Here is a 16,719-nt window from a genome sequence, read left to right as displayed (position 1 = left end):
GCGGATGCTCAGGCCTTCTCGGCCTTGACCGTCCCGGTGCTGTTGGCCTCGGAGCCGTCGATGTCCTCCGACGTCAGGAGACCGGCGTTGATCTCGCGCAGGGCGATGGACAGCGGCTTCTCCTGGACCTCGGTCTCGAGGAGGGGGCCGACGTACTCGAGCAGGCCCTCGCCGAGCTGGGAGTAGTAGGCGTTGATCTGCCGCGCACGCTTGGCGCTGTAGAGCACCAGCTTGTACTTGGAGTCGGCCTTGTCGAGCAGGTCGTCGATGGGCGGGTTCGTGATGCCCTCGGCCACGGAACGCGTGCTGGTCACTGTGCCTCGCTGTGATGGATGGCGGAAGAAGTCTGGTCCGGACTCGCGGCGTCGTTCTGGCGCGGGCCCTCGAACAAGCCTATCAACTCCCGGCACGCCGCCGGGACGTCGGTGTTGACGATGGTGACGTCGAACTCGCTCTCGGCCGCCAGCTCCTCGTGCGCGGTGCGCAGCCGACGGTCGCGTTCCTCGGGCCCCTCGGTGCCCCGTCCCAGCAGCCGACGCTCCAGCTCCTCGAACGACGGGGGCGCCAGGAAGCACATCAGAGCCTCCGGCATGGCCTCACGGACCTGACGTGCGCCCTGGAGGTCCAGCTCGAGCAGGGCCGGCTTCCCGGCGCTCAGCCGCTGCTCCACGGGCTCGCGGGGCGTGCCGTAGCGATGGCGACCGTGCACCACGGCCCACTCCAGCAGGCCGTCGGTCTCGACCAGGCGGTCGAACTCGGCCTCGCTCACGAAGTGGTAGTGCATCCCGTCCTGCTCGCCCGGCCGCGGTGGGCGGGTCGTGGCGGAGACGGAGATCCAGATGTCGGGCCGCTCGCGGCGGACGCAGGCCGCGACGGTGCCCTTGCCGACCGCCGTCGGCCCGGCCAGCACCACGAGCCTGGAACGGGCAGGGGAACCGTCAGCGCTCACGGCTGCCGAACTCGCGCAGGAGGGCCTGCACCTGGTTGACGCCGAGGCCTCGGAGCCGGCGGCTGTCGGCGATGCCGATGCGGTCCATGATCTCGCGGGCGCGGACCTTGCCGACGCCGGGCATCGACTGCAGCAGGTCGCTGACCCTCAGCTTGGCGATCACGTCGTCCACGCGCGACTCCGCGATCACGTCGGCGAGGCTGGCACCGGAGTGCTTGAGCCGGTTCTTGACCTCGGCGCGCACCTGGCGGGCCTGTGCCGCCTTCGCGAGCGCGGCCTGCCGCTGCTCGGGCGTCAGCTGTGGGAGGGCCACGATGGTCTACCTCTCTCCTGCCGGACGCCTGCGCGCCACGACGTCGATGGATGCAGGGCGATCACTTCAGGGTGATCTCGCACTCGGTCTTGGCGTTCTTGACCACCGCGGTGCGCTGGTCAGCCGTGGCGTTGAACGCCTCGTAGGCGTCGTTCAGGGTCTTGAGCTGCGCGTCGTCGAGCTCGGCCACGACCTTCTCGTCACGCATGTCCTCCAGCGGCAGGCCGACCTTCTTCTGCGCGGCGAGCACGCCGTCGGTCACCTCGGCCAGGGTCGTCCAGTCGTCCTTGACGCCCGCGGGCGCGTCCTTGGCGATGCTCTTGAACGTCTTGGAGTAGGAGGTGTACGCCGCGTCGGTGCGCGTCTTGCCGAACGAGTTGAGGGTGTCGGCGTTCTTCTCCACGGCTCCGCAGTAGGGGCTCTGCCCACCGCAGCCTGCCAGCAGGACACCGGCCAGGGTCGCCGCCACGGCGGTCGCGGCGTGCTTCACGCGAGGGCGCGTCATGCAGGTCTCCTCGAATCGATGCGGGTGCTCTGACCAGCGCAGACGCGCGGTGGTCAGGGTGAGCCTACAACTGCAGGGAGTCGTTCACGGCGACGGCCGCAGCACGCAGCGCGTCGACGTCGGGACCGGCCGACAGCACCTGGCGCGAGGTGGACGGCAGCACCAGGTGCGCGACGTCGCCGAAGATCCGACGCAGGTCGTCGACGGTGCCGCCCTGGCTGCCGAAGCCGGGCGCGAGGAGCGGACCGTTGACGTCGAGGTCCTCGTCGGTCTCGCCGATCGTGGCACCCACGACGGCGCCGTAGGACCCCATCGGCGTCGCGCCGGCGTTGGCGTCTCGCAGAGCCGAGAGCACGTCACCGGCGACGGTGCCGGTCTGCCGCCCACGGCCCGGCACCCCCGCCGAGCGGCTGTGCTGGACCAGGGCGTGCTGGACCTCCGGACCCTCGGGGTTGGAGGTCAGCGCCAGCACGAACACGCCGGCGTCGTTCTTCTCGGCCACCTCGAGGAACGGCCGCAGCGAGCCGAAGCCGAGGTAGGGGCTCACGGTCACGGCGTCGGCGGCCATGGGGCTGTCCTCGTCCAGGTACGCGTCGGCATACGCCTCGGCGGTGGAGCCGATGTCGCCGCGCTTGACGTCGAGGATCGTGAGGGTGCCGGTGTGCCGCAGGTCCTGCAGTGTGCGCTCGAGGATCGCCACCCCTCGCGCACCGAACCGCTCGAAGAACGCCGACTGCGGCTTGACGAAGCCCACCTGGCCCGCGAACGCCTCCACGCAGGCGGCCGCGAACCGGTCGAGACCCTCCAGGGTGTCCCCCACGCCCCACGCCTCGAGCAACGAGCCGTGCGGATCGATGCCGACGCAGGCAGGACCGTAGGCGTCCATCGCCGCGCGGGCACGGGATCCGAAGCTCACGAGGCGCCTCCCGACGTCGCGGGCGCGGCCGGCTCGAACCGTTCGGCCCACTCCTGGAGCGACCGGACACCCACCCGCTGCTCTCGCAGCGCCTCGATGCCCTGCACTGCGGCGGCGAGGCCCTGCACCGTCGTGATGCACGGGATGCCCTCGGCCACGGCGGCCGTGCGGATCTCGTACCCGTCGACGCGTGCGTTGGCACCGCCGGAGATGCCGTGCGGGGTGTTGATGATGAGGTCGACGTCCTGGTCACGGATCTTGTCGACGATCGTCGACGGCTCCTGGCCCGGGAGCGGCTCCTCCTGCAGCTTGCGGATGACCGTGGCCTTCACGCCGTTGCGGGCGAGCACCACGGCCGTCCCGCTAGTGGCGAGGATCTCGAAGCCGAGGTCGGCCAGCCGCTTGATCGGGAAGATCATGTGCCGCTTGTCGCGGTTGGCCACCGACACGAACACCTTGCCCGACATCGGCAGGCCGTTCTGCGCACCCGCCTGGCTCTTGGCGTACGCGGTGCCGAACGTCGTGTCGAAGCCCATGACCTCGCCGGTGGAGCGCATCTCCGGGCCGAGCAGGGTGTCGACGTACGTGCCCTCGTAGGTCCGGAACCGGTTGAACGGCATCACGGCCTCCTTGACCGCGATGGGCGCGTCGTCCGGCAGCCGTCCGCCGTCGCGGTCGGCCGGGAGCAGGCCCTCGGCACGCAGGTCGGCGACACTCTCCCCCAGCATGATCCGCGCGGCGGCCTTCGCGAGCGGCGTCGCGGTGGCCTTGGACACGAACGGCACCGTGCGGCTCGCCCGTGGGTTGGCCTCGATGACGTAGAGGATGTCCGACGACAGCGCGAACTGGATGTTCACCAGGCCGCGCACGCCGACGCCGCGGGCGATGGCCTCGGTGGCCTCGCGGATGCGGTCGATCTCGAGGTTGCCGAGGGTGATCGGCGGCAGCGCGCACGCGGAGTCACCGGAGTGGACGCCGGCCTCCTCGATGTGCTCCATGACCCCGCCGAGGAACAGCTCGGTTCCGTCGTAGAGCGCGTCGACGTCGATCTCGATGGCGTCGTCGAGGAACCGGTCGACCAGCACAGGACGTTCGGGCGTGATCTCCGTGGCGCGGGTGATGTAGTCACCGAGGGTCTGCTCGTCGTAGACGATCTCCATGCCACGGCCGCCCAGCACGTACGACGGACGCACCAGCACGGGGTAACCGATCTCGTCGGCGATCTGCTTCGCGTGGTCGAACGTGGTGGCCATGCCGCTCTTGGGCGCCACGAGCCCGGCAGCGTCGAGCACCTGGCCGAACGCGCCCCGCTCCTCGGCGAGGTCGATGGCCGACGGCTGCGTGCCGACGATGGTGACGCCCGCCTCCTCCAGCCCGGCGGCGAGGCCCAGGGGCGTCTGACCACCCAGCTGCACGATGACGCCGGCGACTGGGCCGGCCTGCTCCTCGGCGTGCACGACCTCCAGCACGTCCTCGAGCGTGAGCGGCTCGAAGTAGAGCCGGTCGGCCGTGTCGTAGTCCGTCGACACGGTCTCGGGGTTGCAGTTGACCATGATCGTCTCGTAGCCCACCGCGCTCAGCGCCTGCACCGCGTGCACGCAGGAGTAGTCGAACTCGATGCCCTGGCCGATGCGGTTCGGGCCGCTGCCGAGCACCAGGACGGCCGGCTTCTCGCGCGGCTCGACCTCGGTCTCCTCGTCGTAGGAGGAGTAGTGGTAGGGCGTCTTCGCCGCGAACTCCGCGGCGCAGGTGTCGACCGTCTTGTAGACCGGCCGCACGCCCAGGGCGTGGCGCACGCCGCGCACGACGTCGGCGGACATGCCGCGGATGCGACCGATCTGCCGGTCCGAGAAGCCGTGCCGCTTGGCGCGACGCAGCAGCACGGGCGACAGCTCCTCGGCGGCGATCAGGTCGGTCGCGACCTCGTTGATGAGGGCCAGCTGGTCGACGAACCACGGGTCGATGCTCGTGGCCTCGAACACCTCGTCGGGCGTGGCGCCCGCGCGGATGGCGTCCATGACCTTCTTGAGCCGACCGTCGTGCGGGCGACGGACCTCCTCGAGCAGCGCGTCCTTGTCGAGCTCGACCCACTCCTTGGTCCAGTCGAACTCCGCGTCGGGGCGCTCGAGCGACCGCAGGGCCTTCTGGAGCGCCTCGGTGAAGCTCCGTCCGATCGCCATCGCCTCGCCGACGGACTTCATGTGCGTGGTGAGGGTGGAGTCGGCGGCCGGGAACTTCTCGAACGCGAAGCGCGGGACCTTGACGACCACGTAGTCGAGCGTCGGCTCGAAGGACGCGGGGGTCTCGCGCGTGATGTCGTTGGGGATCTCGTCCAGCGTGTAGCCGATGGCCACCTTCGCGGCGATCTTGGCGATCGGGAAGCCCGTGGCCTTCGACGCCAGTGCCGACGACCGGGAGACCCGCGGGTTCATCTCGATGACGACGATCCGGCCGTTCTCGGGGTTCACCGCGAACTGGATGTTGCAGCCACCGGTGTCGACGCCGACCTCGCGGATGACACCGAGCGAGATGTCGCGCAGACGCTGGTACTCGACGTCGGTCAGGGTCAACGCCGGCGCCACCGTGATGGAGTCGCCGGTGTGCACGCCCACGGGGTCGAAGTTCTCGATGGAGCACACGATCACCACGTTGTCCGCGGTGTCGCGCATGACCTCCAGCTCGTACTCCTTCCAGCCGAGGATCGACTCCTCCAGGAGCACCTCGGTGGTGGGGCTCAGGGCCAGGCCCGAACCGGCGATGCGGTGCAGGTCCTCCTCGTCGTAGGCCAGGCCCGAGCCCGAGCCGCCCATCGTGAACGACGGCCGCACGACCACGGGGTAGCCGCCGAGCGCGTCGACTCCGGCGAGGCACTCGTCCATCGTGTGGCAGATGACCGAGCGGGCCACCTCGGCGCCCCACTCCTGCGGCAGTCCCTCGACGATCTGCTTGAAGATCTCGCGGTTCTCGCCCTTCTCGATCGCCTCGACGGATGCGCCGATCAGCTCGACGCCGTACTTCTCCAGCACGCCGGACTTGTCGAGCGCGATGGCCGCGTTGAGGGCGGTCTGGCCGCCGAGGGTCGCCAGCAGGGCGTCGGGGCGTTCCTTCGCGATGACCTTCTCGACGAACTCCGGCGTGATCGGCTCGACGTAGGTGGCGTCGGCGAACTCCGGGTCGGTCATGATCGTGGCCGGGTTGGAGTTCACCAGGACGACCCGGATGCCCTCCTCGCGGAGCACACGGCAGGCCTGGGTGCCGGAGTAGTCGAACTCGCAGGCCTGACCGATGACGATCGGGCCGGAGCCGATCACGAGGATCGACGAGATGTCGGTGCGCTTGGGCATCAGGCGCCGTCCTTCCCAGGGGTGTCGGGCGTGTGGTCGGGGGCGTGGTCGGCCATCAGCTGGACGAACCGGTCGAACAGGTAGGCCGCGTCGTGCGGGCCGGCAGCCGCCTCGGGGTGGTACTGGACGCTGAAGGCCGGGCCGTCGACGAGCGCGACGCCCTCGACGACCTGGTCGTTCAGGCCCACGTGGGTGACGTGGGCGTTGCCGTACGGCGTCTCGAAGGTGCCGTCGAGCGGCGCGTCGACCGCGAACCCGTGGTTCTGGCTCGTGATCTCGACCTTGCCGGTCGTGCGGTCCTGCACGGGCTGGTTGATGCCGCGGTGGCCGTACTTGAGCTTGTAGGTTCCGCGCCCGAGGGCGCGGCCGAGCATCTGGTTGCCCAGGCAGATGCCGAAGTACGGGATGCGCCGCTCCAGCACCTCGCGCAGGACGCCGACCACGTGGTCGGCCGTGGCCGGGTCGCCGGGACCGTTGGACATGAAGACGCCGTCGGGCCGTACCGCCAGCACGTCGTCGATGGTCGAGGACGCGGGCAGCACGTGCACCTCGATGCCGCGCTCGGCCATGCGGCGCGGGGTCATGCCCTTGATGCCGAGGTCGACGGCCGCGACCGTGAACCGCTTCTCCCCCACCGCGGGCACGACGTAGGCCTCCGGCGTGGTCACGTCGTCGAGGAAGCTCGAGCCCTCCATCGAGGGCGCCTCCTGGACGAGCGCGAGGAGCGCGTCGACCGGGCCGTCGACGTGCCGCGACTCGCTGCTGATGGCAGCGCGCATGGAGCCGCGCTCACGCAGGTGGCGGGTGAGCGCGCGGGTGTCGACACCACTGATGCCGACGACGCCCTGCTCGGTGAGCAGCTCGTCGAGCGAGCGGTTGGCGCGCCAGCTGCTGCGCACGCGGGAGGGGTCGCGCACGACGTAGCCGTCGACCCACACGCGTCGGGACTCGAAGTCCTCGTCGTTGACACCGGTGTTGCCGATGTGCGGCGCCGTCATGACGACGATCTGGCCGCGGTACGACGGGTCGGTGAGGGTCTCCTGGTAGCCGGTCATGCCGGTGGAGAACACGATCTCGGCGATCGTCGTGCCCTGCTCGCCGAACGACTCGCCGCGGAACGTCCGGCCGTCCTCGAGGACGAGCACGGCGGGGACCGGCGCACGGCGCGACCCGCTCGGTCGGGTGGTGGACATCTGGGTCATGCGTGCGCTCCTTCGGTCAGCTCGCCGGACAGGACGGTGGGGACGCCACGCAGGAAGGTGGCGACCACACGGCCGGGCAGCTCGCGCCCGGCGTAGGGGGTGTTGCGCGACAACGACGCGGTGTCCCCGGGCACCACGGTGCGGGCGGCGTCGGGGTCGTACAGCACGACGTTGGCCGGCTCGCCCACGGCGAGCGGTCGGCCGTGCTCACGCACGCGGCCGATGCGGGCCGGACGCGCCGAGAGCACCTCCGCGACCTGCTCCCAGGAGAGGGCGCCGGTGTCGACCATCGTCTGCTGCACGATGGGCAGCGCGGTCTCCAGGCCGATCATCCCGAAGGCGGCGGCGGACCACTCGCACTCCTTGTCCTCCATGGGGTGGGGGGCGTGGTCGGTGGCGACGATGTCGATCGTGCCGTCGGCGAGACCCTCGCGCACGGCTGCCACGTCGTCGGCCGTGCGCAGCGGCGGGTTGACCTTGTAGATCGGGTCGTAGCTGCGCACGAGGTCGTCGGTGAGCAGCAGGTGGTGCGGCGTGACCTCGGCCGTCACGTCGATGCCGCGGCTCTTGGCCCAGCGCACGATCTCGACCGACCCGCGGGTGGACAGGTGGCAGACGTGCAACCGGGAGCCGACGTGCTCGGCCAGCAGCACGTCGCGGGCGATGATCGCCTCCTCCGCCACGGCGGGCCAGCCGACGAGACCGAGCTCGCCGGACAGCGCGCCCTCGTTCATCTGGGCACCCTCGGTGAGCCGCGGCTCCTGCGCGTGCTGGGCGACCACGCCGTCGAAGGCCTTGACGTACTCCAGCGCGCGGCGCATCAGGACGGCGTCGGACACGCAGATGCCGTCGTCGGAGAACACCCGGACGCCGGCGGCGGAGTCGGCCATGGCACCCAGCTCGGCGAGTCGCTCGCCCTTCAGGCCCACGGTGACGGCGCCGACCGGCTGGACGTCGCAGAAGCCGCCCTCGCGACCGAGCCGCCAGACCTGCTCCACGACGCCGGCGGTGTCGGCGACGGGCGAGGTGTTGGCCATCGCGTGCACGCAGGTGAAGCCGCCGCGTGCCGCGGACTGCGTCCCGGTGAGCACCGTCTCGGCGTCCTCGCGACCGGGCTCACGCAGGTGCGTGTGCAGGTCGACGAGACCGGGCAGGGCCACGAGGCCCTCGGCGTCGACCACCACGGCCCCGTCCGCGTCGAGGTCCGGACCGATCTCGACGATGACGCCGTCGCGCAGCAGCACGTCGACGGGGTCGCCGCCCAGCGGTCGGGCGTGGCGCAGGAGGTAGGAGGTCATGCCGTTCCTTCGTTCTGGTTCTGGGAGCCGCCGAGCAGCAGGTACAGGACGGCCATGCGGACGGCGACGCCGTTCGTGACCTGCTCGACGATGACGGAGCGGCCGGAGTCGGCCACGTCGGCGCTGATCTCCATCCCGCGGTTCATGGGGCCGGGGTGCATGACGATCCCGTGGTCCGGCAGCCGGTTCATGCGGGCGACGTCGAGACCGTAGCGGCGGCTGTACTCGCGAGCGCTCGGGAAGTAGGCGTCGTTCATCCGCTCCCCCTGGACCCGCAGCATCATGAGCGCATCGGTGCCCTCGAGGGTCTCGTCGAGGTCGTAGGACGTCTTGACCGGCCAGGTGTCCACACCGACGGGCAGCAAGGTGGGCGGAGCGACGAGCGTGACGTGCGCGCCGAGCGTGTGCAGCAGCAGGGCGTTGGACCGGGCCACTCGGCTGTGCAGCACGTCACCGACGATCGTCACCCGCTTGCCGGCCAGGTCGGCGCCGGTGCCGTTCGCCGAATCGTCGGTCAGGTGACGGCGCATGGTGAACGCGTCGAGCAGGGCCTGGGTGGGGTGCTCGTGCGTGCCGTCGCCGGCGTTGACCACGGCGCCCTTCGTCCAGGCCTCGTGCGCCAGCCGGTGCGGGGCGCCCGACGCGCCGTGCCGGACCACCACGGCGTCCGCGCCCATGGCCTGGAGCGTGAGCGCGGTGTCCTTCAGACCTTCGCCCTTGGAGGCGCTGGATCCCTTGGCGGAGAAGTTGATGACGTCGGCGGAGAGCCGCTTGGCCGCCGCCTCGAAGCTGATGCGGGTGCGGGTGGAGTCCTCGAAGAAGAGGTTGACCACGGTGCGCCCACGCAGCGTCGGCAGCTTCTTGATCGGTCGCTGCGCGACCCCGAGGAGCTCCTCCGCGGTGTCGAGGATCCGCACAGCCTCGTCGCGGTCGAGGTCGCCGGCGCTGAGCAGGTGCTTCATGCCGTGCCTCCCTCGATGGAGACGGCGTCGGGCCGGTCGTCGGCCTCCGCGAGGCGCACGCGCACCTTCTCGGTGAGCGACGTCGGCAGGTTCTTGCCCACGAAGTCGGCGCGGATCGGCAGCTCCCGGTGACCGCGGTCGACGAGGACGGCGAGCTGGACGGCCTTGGGGCGGCCGAGGTCCGCGAGCGCGTCGAGCGCGGCGCGGATGGTGCGACCGCTCATCAGCACGTCGTCGACGAGGACGACGGTGCGCCCGTCGACGTCGTCGGGGATCTCGGTGTGCTCCAGCGAGCGGACGGGGCCGCTGTGCAGGTCGTCGCGGTACATCGTGATGTCGAGCGCGCCTGCGTTGATGGGGCGTCCCTCGACCTCGCTCATGCGGGCCGCGATGCGCTTCGCGAGGGGCACGCCGCGGGTGGGGATGCCCAGGATCACGAGACCGTCGGCATCACGGTTGCGCTCGAGGATCTCGTGCGTGATCCGGGTGAGGGCCCGGGAGATGTCGGTCTCGTCGAGGACGGTGCGCCCCGCGTCGGAGGGGGTGGCTGCACGAGCGTCAGGACCGGATGTGCCGTCGGGCACGACCATGTCTGACCTCCTTCTCCGCCTCACGGGACGGTGGTTAAAGGATGTCGAGTGGAACGTGCCCGAGCCTAGCAGCGGCGGCCGGTGCCACCGTCAGGGGTCAGGCGTGGCGGACAGGGACCGCGTGCGCTCCTGGAGGTCCTTCACCAGTCGAGAGCGCGCGTGCGGCCCGACGCCGGACGTGACCAGGGTCCAGCGCCACCGGTCGTCGGTCCAGACCGTCTGCTCGACCCCCTCGTCCTCCTCGTCCACGGGCGACCCGAGCGGGTCCCGCAGCAGGTGGAAACCTGCTGCGGCGCTCCAGTGGACGAGTGCGCGACCACCGTCGTGGTCGACGTGACCGAAGGTGTCACCCCTGCCCTCCACCCACAGGTCACCGAGACCGAGCGAGGCGACGAAGGCCTCCTCGGCACGCCGCTCGTCCTCGACCGCCTCCAGGAGCTCGTCAGGAACGTCCTCCTCCCCGAAGGCCTGGACCGCCGAGAACGGTCCGTCCCAGACGAAGAGGTCGTCGGACAGCGACTCGACGACGCGTAGCTCCTCCCAGCGTGCGATGTCCCCGTGGACGGTGCTGCGCCGCGCCAGGAGCCTGCCGTCGTGCGCGTCGACCACCTCGACGAGCTCGCCGGTCTTGTGGCGGGGCGGAGCCAGTCTCACCTCCCACGCGTCCCGACTCAGGAACGTCGTGCGCTCCGGCGGCGCGGCGGGGTGGCTGTAGTCATCGTCGTCCGGACGCCAGTCCCACGGGTCACGTCGCCTCAGGACGGACGAGACCTCGTCGAGCGGGCGGTCGCCGCGAGCCCGTTCCGTCCGACGTGGTTCGTCGAGCTCCCCGTCCTCGTCGTCGAAGGTGTAGGTGAAGCGGTCGCCCTGGATGCTGCGCGGCCGCCCGGAGAGGTGCTCCACGCGCCAGCGCTGACCGTGCTTCCAGACGCGGAACCGCGTGAGCTGCTCGGACTCCTTGTCGAGCCGGATCGCGACGATGCCCTCGGTCGGCTGCTCGGCCCCCTCACCCGCGGTCATGCGCACGAGGATCTCCAGCCACGCGGAATCGGTCACGGAAGCAGGCTCCCACGACCGGGTCCACCCGACTCGTCTATCGCCGGAAGGTGCTCACGTCCTTCGCGGGAAACGCTGCAATGGCGAGACTTTTCGGGACTTTCGACCCTGTGGTATCGCTCATATGTTCGGTAGTGTGACTGCATGATCACGCAGCACGTCGCCGAGCAGCTCACCACTGCTGCGCGTGCGTTGCGTGAGTACCCCACGACCACCGATGCGCTGCGGGTGCTGCAGGTCGTGCAGAACGCGATCGACGCGGCCAAGGTCGACCTGGTCGCCGAGATGGCCGAGCACGGTGACCACGAGGCCGAGGGCTGCTCGAGCGTGAAGAACTGGCTGCGGGACCAGCTGCATCTCGACGCCAGGGACGCCTCCCAGCTGACCCGGTCGGCCCGGACGTTGACCGACATGCCCGAGCTCGCCGACCTCGCGACGGCTGGTGCGGTCTCGCTGGACCACGTCGATGCGTTCACCTACGCCGCCCGCCACATCGACCCTTCCGCGGTCGAGACCTGCATGGACGCCCTGCTGCACCTGGCCGAACGCGCCGAGCCCGCCCAGATCCGCAGGGCCGTGAAGAAGCTGCGCGACGCCACCCACCCCGACGACCTCGACGAGGCCTGGATCAAGGGCATGGCCAAGCACGACATCAAGCTCTCCGCCGTCGGCGAGGGATTTCATGTGACCGGCTTCCTGCCGTTCGACACCGGTACGAAGTTCAAGACCGTGCTGGAGTCGCTGTCCGCACCGACCTGCGCCGAGGACGACCGACCCGTCAACGAACGACGCGTCACCGCCCTCGACCAGATGCTCAGCAGGATCCTCGAGTCCGGGCTTCCCCAGGACAAGGGCGTCCGACCCCACGTCTCACTGACGCTCGACCTCGCTGACCTCGCTGACCTCGCCGACGACGTCGACACCACGACCGCCGACCTCGCCGGCTTCGGCACCATCGGACCGGCCCAGCTCCAACAGATGCTCTGCGACTCAGCCCTGACCCCGATCCTGACCGCCGGCAAGCACTCGGTCCTGGACGTCGGCCGCACCGCACGTCTGGCCACCCCCGCCCAACGCAAGGCCGTCGTCGCACGACAGGGCGGACGCTGCGGCGGACTCGGCTGCTGGGGGCCCATCGTCCACATCCACCACGTCGAGTACTGGTCCCACGGCGGCACCACCGACCTCAAGAACCTCATCGGGCTCTGCCCGAGATGCCACGCACTCGTGCACCAGGGGTACTTCACGATCGATCCCACCACCCACGAGATCGGCCGCACCCTGCGCACCCACCGCACCGGACGACACACCCGCATCGCCCGAGCGGGCTGAAACCCTCGCCGCCGCAACCGACCTCCCACGAGAGGCACACTGGACCATGGCCGTCACGACCCGCCCTGCCACCGACTTCGACGACGTCCGCACCATGGTCGGCCCCAAGCGACCGGATGCGAACGTCTGCTGGTGCCTGAGCTACCGGCTCACGTCGTCCAAGGAGAACCAGTCACTTGCGGGGACGCAGCGTGGCGAGCGTGTGCGCGAGCTCATGGAGCAGGGCCCACCCGGTGTGCTGGCCTACGACGAGGAGGGCGATGTCGTCGGGTGGGCCGCCGTGCATCCCCGCGCCGACACCTCCTTCGCCACCAACCGGAAAATCCCGCACGTCGACGACCTCGACGTCTGGTCGATCTGGTGCATCCGTGTCCGTCCCGGCCACCGCAAGCAGGGGATCTCCCACGCGCTGCTGGCCGGCGCCGTCGACCTGGCCCGTCAGCAGGGCGCACCCGCGGTCGAGGGCTACCCCGTCGACAACCGCGGCGAGAAGGTCGACCTGACCATGACCTACGTCGGGACGAAGGCGCTCTTCGAGGCCGCCGGATTCGAGCAGGCCGCCGAGACCACGTCGACCCTCGCGGGCTTCCCGAGAGTCCTCATGAGGCTCGACCTGCGCTGACCGGCGCTGCCGCGAACGCCCTACGACACCAGTCCCTCGGACTTCAGCCAGTCACGCGCGACGATCGCCGGGTCCTGCCCCTCGACGTCGACCTTCGCGTTCAGGTCGAGCATGACCTCGTTCGTCAGCTTCGAGAGCACAGGCGCGAACAGGTCTGCGACCTCAGGATGCTTCTCGAGGAACGACGTCTTGGCCACGAAGCTCAGGTTGTAGAGCGGGAAGAACTCGCGGTCGTCCTCGAGCACCCTCAGGTCCAGACCTGGGATGCGGCCGTCGGTGGTGAACACCTCGCCGAAGTTGCAGGTGCCGTTGGCCGTCGCCGTATAGATGACGCCGGTGTCGAGGTTGGTCACCTTGGCGAGGTCGGACTCGGTGAGGTCGTAGGCCTTCAGCATCGGCACGAAGCCGTCGTCGCGCTTGGCGAACTCGCTCTCGACGCAGAACGTCAGCTCCTCCGGCGGCAGGTCGGCCAGCTGGGACAGCTTGGTGATGCCGAGCTCCTCGCCCTTCTTCTCGGCGATCGCGAAGGCGTACGTGTTGTTCATCGGCGCGTAGGGCAGCCAGGTCAGGCCGTTCTTCAGGTCGGCGTCGTACACGGCCTTGTACTGCTGCTCCTCACCCTTCACGGGCTTGTCGTTGCCGAGGTAGTTGATCCAGCCCGTGCCGGTGTACTCCGGCGAGATGTCCACGCGACCGTCGAGCAGCGCCTGCCGGACACCGAAGCTGCCCGGGGTGTTGCTGAGGTTGGTCACGTCGGCGCCCGCGACGCTGAGCACCGTCGACATCATGTTGCCGAGCACCAGCTGCTCGGTGAAGTCCTTCGCAGCGACGGTGACCGGTACGCCCTCGAGGGACTTCACCGGCTTGATCGTCCCTGGGTCGGCACCGAGCACGGCGCCGGAGGCCGACTGGAGGCCGCAGCCGGCGAGGGCCAGGTAGAGCAGTCCGGCGACGGTGCCGACGATCGTCTTGCTGGTGTGCTGACGCATGTCAGCCCACTCCCTTCGGGGCAGCCGCGATCTCCACGAGACGAGCCAGCCAGTCGATGAACAGGGCGAGGGCGGCCACGAGGACCGCCCCGACGACCAGCGTCACGTTCTGCTGGAGCTTGATGCCCGTGGTGATGAGGTCGCCGAGCCCGCCGGCTCCCGTGAACGATGCGAGGGCGGCGGTGCCCACGATGAGCACGAGCGCCGTGCGGACACCCGCGACGATGACCCGTAGCGCCAGCGGCAGCTCGACCCTCATGAGGGTGCCCAGGGCCGAGACGCCCATCCCCCGCGACGCCTCGATGAGACGCCGGTCGACACCGTCGATGCCCGTGACCGTGTTGGCCACGATCGGCAGGATGCCGTAGACCGTGAGAGCGGCGATCGCGCCGGTGCGGCCGACGTCGAAGATCACGGCACCGAGCGCGATCAGGCCGATGGCGGGCGCGGCCTGGCCGAACCCGGCGACGGTGATGATCGGCTTGGAGTAACGACGCATCGGACCGCGCGTGAGCGCGATCCCCAGCGGGATGGCGATCAGGCAGGTGAGCGCGGTGGCGATCAGGCTGATGGTCAGGTGCTGCTGCGTGAGGTCGATCAGGTTGCCGGCCGTGAGCGAACGTCGCTCGACGTCGGTGATCGAGGCGGTGTTCACGTACACCAGGCAGCCCGCGACCGCGGCGACCACGACGATCGGCTGGCCGATCCACCGGGCGATGCCGGGACGATCGACGGTGACGTTCGGGGTGGCCGCCTCCCCTTCCACGGCAGGTCGAGCGGTGGCGGTGCTCACGGCTCCACCGGACGCGCGTCGGCGGCAGCGCTGCTGATCTGCTGCATCGCCTGCATGATCGTCTCGACCCGCACGACGCCCTGGTAGGTGTTGCGCCGACCGGTCACGACCACGACCCCGTGCGACGACGTGAGCATCTCGTCGAGCGCGTCGTTGAGGGTCGACGCAGTGCTGACGACCTCCAGCTCACGGTCGCGGGTGACCCGGTCGAGCGACCCGCCGCGCTCGAGCTCCTTGACGGAGACCCATCGCTGCGGACGCTGCTGGTCGTCGAGGACGATGACCCACTCCCGCTCCTTCGCGCGGGCGTCCTGCGCTGCGGCAACCGGGTCCCCGCCGACCTGCGCGACGGCAGCCTCGTGCAGCTCGACGTCGCGCACGCGGGTGAGCGTGAGCTGCTTGAGCGCGGCCCCGTGGCCGACGAAGCCCTCGACGAAGTCGCTGGCCGGTGCGGCCAGGATCGCCTCGGGCGTGTCGTACTGGACGATCCGCGAGCCGACGTCGAGGATCGCGATCCGGTCGCCGAGCTTGACCGCCTCGTCGAAGTCGTGGGTCACGAACACGATGGTCTTGCGCAGCTCCTCCTGGAGCCGCAGCAGCTCGTCCTGGAGCCGCTGACGCGTGATCGGGTCCACCGCACCGAACGGCTCGTCCATCAGCAGCACGGGCGGGTCGGCGGCCAGGGCCCGCGCCACGCCGATGCGCTGCTGCTGACCTCCGGAGAGCTCGCGCGGGTAGCGGTCCCGGTACTGCCCGGGCTCGAGGTTGACCAGCTCGAGCAGCTCGTCGACCCGGGCGGCGATGCGGTCCTTCTTCCAGCCCAGCAGGCGCGGGACGATCGCGATGTTCTCCGCCACCGTGTAGTGCGGGAACAGTCCAGCACCCTGGATGACGTAGCCGATGTGGCGGCGCAGGTCGTCGGCGTTGCGGTGCGTGACGTCCTCGTCACCGATGAAGATCTTCCCGCTGGTGGGCTCGATCAACCGGTTGATCATCTTCATGGTGGTCGTCTTGCCGCAGCCCGAGGGGCCGACCAGCATGACGATCTCGCCGGCGGGGATCTCGATGGTCACGTCGTCGACGGCGGCATCGGCCTGCCCGCCGTAGCGCTTGGTGACGTTCTCGAGCAGGATCCGCTGGCCGAAGGACTGCCCGTGCTCGGCGTCGGTCTCTGGCGTGGACGGCTGGGTGGTCTCAGACACGGATGCCCCTCGAGGTCGTGACGCGGGTGAGCAGGTTCAGGACGAGGTCGAGCAGGACGGCGAGCACGATGACGCCGAGGGTGCCCGCCAGGATGGAGTTGGTCGCGTTGGCGCCGCCGGCGCGGGAGATGCCGGAGAAGATGTAGCCGCCCAGGCCGGGGCCCAGCACGTAGGCCGCGATCGCGGCGATGCCCATGAGCATCTGCCCCGAGACGCGGACGCCGGTCATGATCACCGGCCAGGCGAGCGGCAGCTCGAGCCGCACGAGCGTCGTCAGCCGCCCCATGCCCATCCCCCGCGCCGACTCCACGAGAGCCTGGTCGACGCCGGTGAGACCGACGATGACGTTGCGCAGGATGGGCAGGAAGCCGAAGAACACGAGCGCGATGACCGACGGGAAGACGCCGATGCCCACCACGCCGACCAGGAGGCCGAGCAGCGCGTAGGACGGCAGGGTCAGCCCCACCGACGACAGGGCCTGCGCGATCGACGTGCCGACGGAGGACCGGTAGGCCAGGACGCCCAGCACGATGGCCAGCAGCGTGGCGATCGCCAACGTCTGCACCACCAGACTGAGGTGCTGGTAGGCCAGGAACGACAGCACGGACCACCGCTCCTGGACGAACTCGATGAAGCTCACGCGTCG

17 protein-coding genes are annotated in these 16,719 nt (G+C 70.1%); 2 read left to right on the top strand and 15 right to left on the bottom strand.

Annotated features, from left to right (window positions below):
* Positions 1-8: 8 nt before the first annotated feature.
* The 11 genes from rpoZ to NUV38_RS10195 form a co-directional block, all read right to left on the bottom strand.
* Complete coding sequence (gene rpoZ / locus NUV38_RS10245; RefSeq protein WP_257729030.1) at positions 9-314, bottom strand: DNA-directed RNA polymerase subunit omega; 306 nt, start codon at positions 312-314, stop codon at positions 9-11.
* Positions 311-949 carry a guanylate kinase gene (gmk, locus tag NUV38_RS10240; protein ID WP_257729029.1) on the bottom strand — a complete coding sequence of 213 codons (639 nt, stop codon included), beginning with the start codon at positions 947-949 and terminating at the stop codon, positions 311-313. The genes rpoZ and gmk overlap by 4 nt, the downstream gene beginning before the upstream one ends.
* Positions 939-1,262 (bottom strand): integration host factor, actinobacterial type, encoded by a 324-nt coding sequence (gene mihF / locus NUV38_RS10235; protein WP_055970407.1) that lies wholly within the window; start codon positions 1,260-1,262, stop codon positions 939-941. The genes gmk and mihF overlap by 11 nt, the downstream gene beginning before the upstream one ends.
* A gap of 61 nt (positions 1,263-1,323) precedes the next feature.
* A complete protein-coding gene (locus NUV38_RS10230; protein WP_257729028.1) occupies positions 1,324-1,767 on the bottom strand; it encodes a hypothetical protein in 444 nt (147 codons plus the stop codon).
* A gap of 64 nt (positions 1,768-1,831) precedes the next feature.
* Positions 1,832-2,683, bottom strand: a complete 852-nt coding sequence (pyrF, locus tag NUV38_RS10225) for an orotidine-5'-phosphate decarboxylase (protein WP_257729027.1) — start codon at positions 2,681-2,683, stop codon at positions 1,832-1,834.
* Positions 2,680-6,027, bottom strand: coding sequence for a carbamoyl-phosphate synthase large subunit (gene carB / locus NUV38_RS10220; protein ID WP_257729026.1), 3,348 nt, complete (start codon positions 6,025-6,027; stop codon positions 2,680-2,682). The genes pyrF and carB overlap by 4 nt, the downstream gene beginning before the upstream one ends.
* The gene (gene carA / locus NUV38_RS10215; RefSeq protein ID WP_257729025.1) at positions 6,027-7,229 is read right to left on the bottom strand and encodes a glutamine-hydrolyzing carbamoyl-phosphate synthase small subunit; all 1,203 of its coding nucleotides are present in this window, start codon (positions 7,227-7,229) and stop codon (positions 6,027-6,029) included. The genes carB and carA overlap by 1 nt, the downstream gene beginning before the upstream one ends.
* Complete coding sequence (locus tag NUV38_RS10210) at positions 7,226-8,527, bottom strand: dihydroorotase (protein WP_257729024.1); 1,302 nt, start codon at positions 8,525-8,527, stop codon at positions 7,226-7,228. The genes carA and NUV38_RS10210 overlap by 4 nt, the downstream gene beginning before the upstream one ends.
* Complete coding sequence (locus NUV38_RS10205) at positions 8,524-9,489, bottom strand: aspartate carbamoyltransferase catalytic subunit (protein WP_257729023.1); 966 nt, start codon at positions 9,487-9,489, stop codon at positions 8,524-8,526. Before NUV38_RS10205 ends, NUV38_RS10210 begins: the two co-directional genes overlap by 4 nt.
* Positions 9,486-10,079 (bottom strand): bifunctional pyr operon transcriptional regulator/uracil phosphoribosyltransferase PyrR, encoded by a 594-nt coding sequence (gene pyrR, locus NUV38_RS10200; protein WP_257729022.1) that lies wholly within the window; start codon positions 10,077-10,079, stop codon positions 9,486-9,488. The genes NUV38_RS10205 and pyrR overlap by 4 nt, the downstream gene beginning before the upstream one ends.
* Positions 10,080-10,169: 90 nt before the next feature.
* Positions 10,170-11,135: a hypothetical protein gene (locus NUV38_RS10195; RefSeq protein WP_257729021.1), complete on the bottom strand. Its 966-nt coding sequence runs from the start codon at positions 11,133-11,135 to the stop codon at positions 10,170-10,172.
* 144 nt (positions 11,136-11,279) lie between these two features.
* On the opposite strand from NUV38_RS10195, the gene NUV38_RS10190 reads away from it, so the two are divergent.
* Together NUV38_RS10190 and NUV38_RS10185 are read left to right on the top strand one after the other, a co-directional pair.
* A complete protein-coding gene (locus tag NUV38_RS10190; RefSeq protein ID WP_257729020.1) occupies positions 11,280-12,467 on the top strand; it encodes an HNH endonuclease in 1,188 nt (395 codons plus the stop codon).
* A gap of 46 nt (positions 12,468-12,513) precedes the next feature.
* Entirely contained in the window at positions 12,514-13,089 is a 576-nt protein-coding gene (locus NUV38_RS10185; protein ID WP_257729019.1) for a GNAT family N-acetyltransferase, read from the top strand.
* A 20-nt stretch (positions 13,090-13,109) separates the two neighbouring features.
* On the opposite strand, the gene NUV38_RS10180 is transcribed toward NUV38_RS10185, so the two are convergent.
* The 4 genes from NUV38_RS10180 to NUV38_RS10165 are packed head-to-tail and all read right to left on the bottom strand — an operon-like array spanning position 13,110 to position 16,713.
* On the bottom strand, positions 13,110-14,078 hold the full coding sequence (locus NUV38_RS10180; protein ID WP_257729018.1) for a glycine betaine ABC transporter substrate-binding protein: 969 nt from the start codon (positions 14,076-14,078) through the stop codon (positions 13,110-13,112).
* Between the two features lies 1 nt (position 14,079).
* Positions 14,080-14,871 (bottom strand): ABC transporter permease, encoded by a 792-nt coding sequence (locus tag NUV38_RS10175; RefSeq protein WP_257729017.1) that lies wholly within the window; start codon positions 14,869-14,871, stop codon positions 14,080-14,082.
* The gene (locus NUV38_RS10170) at positions 14,868-16,073 is read right to left on the bottom strand and encodes a betaine/proline/choline family ABC transporter ATP-binding protein (RefSeq protein ID WP_308219683.1); all 1,206 of its coding nucleotides are present in this window, start codon (positions 16,071-16,073) and stop codon (positions 14,868-14,870) included. The genes NUV38_RS10175 and NUV38_RS10170 overlap by 4 nt, the downstream gene beginning before the upstream one ends.
* Complete coding sequence (locus tag NUV38_RS10165) at positions 16,066-16,713, bottom strand: ABC transporter permease (protein ID WP_257729016.1); 648 nt, start codon at positions 16,711-16,713, stop codon at positions 16,066-16,068. Before NUV38_RS10165 ends, NUV38_RS10170 begins: the two co-directional genes overlap by 8 nt.
* Positions 16,714-16,719 lie beyond the last annotated feature (6 nt).

This window comes from Aeromicrobium sp. 50.2.37 (assembly GCF_024655735.1).
In the GTDB taxonomy this organism is placed as follows: Bacteria; Actinomycetota; Actinomycetes; order Propionibacteriales; family Nocardioidaceae; genus Aeromicrobium.
This window is presented reverse-complemented; position numbering and strand designations above follow the sequence as displayed.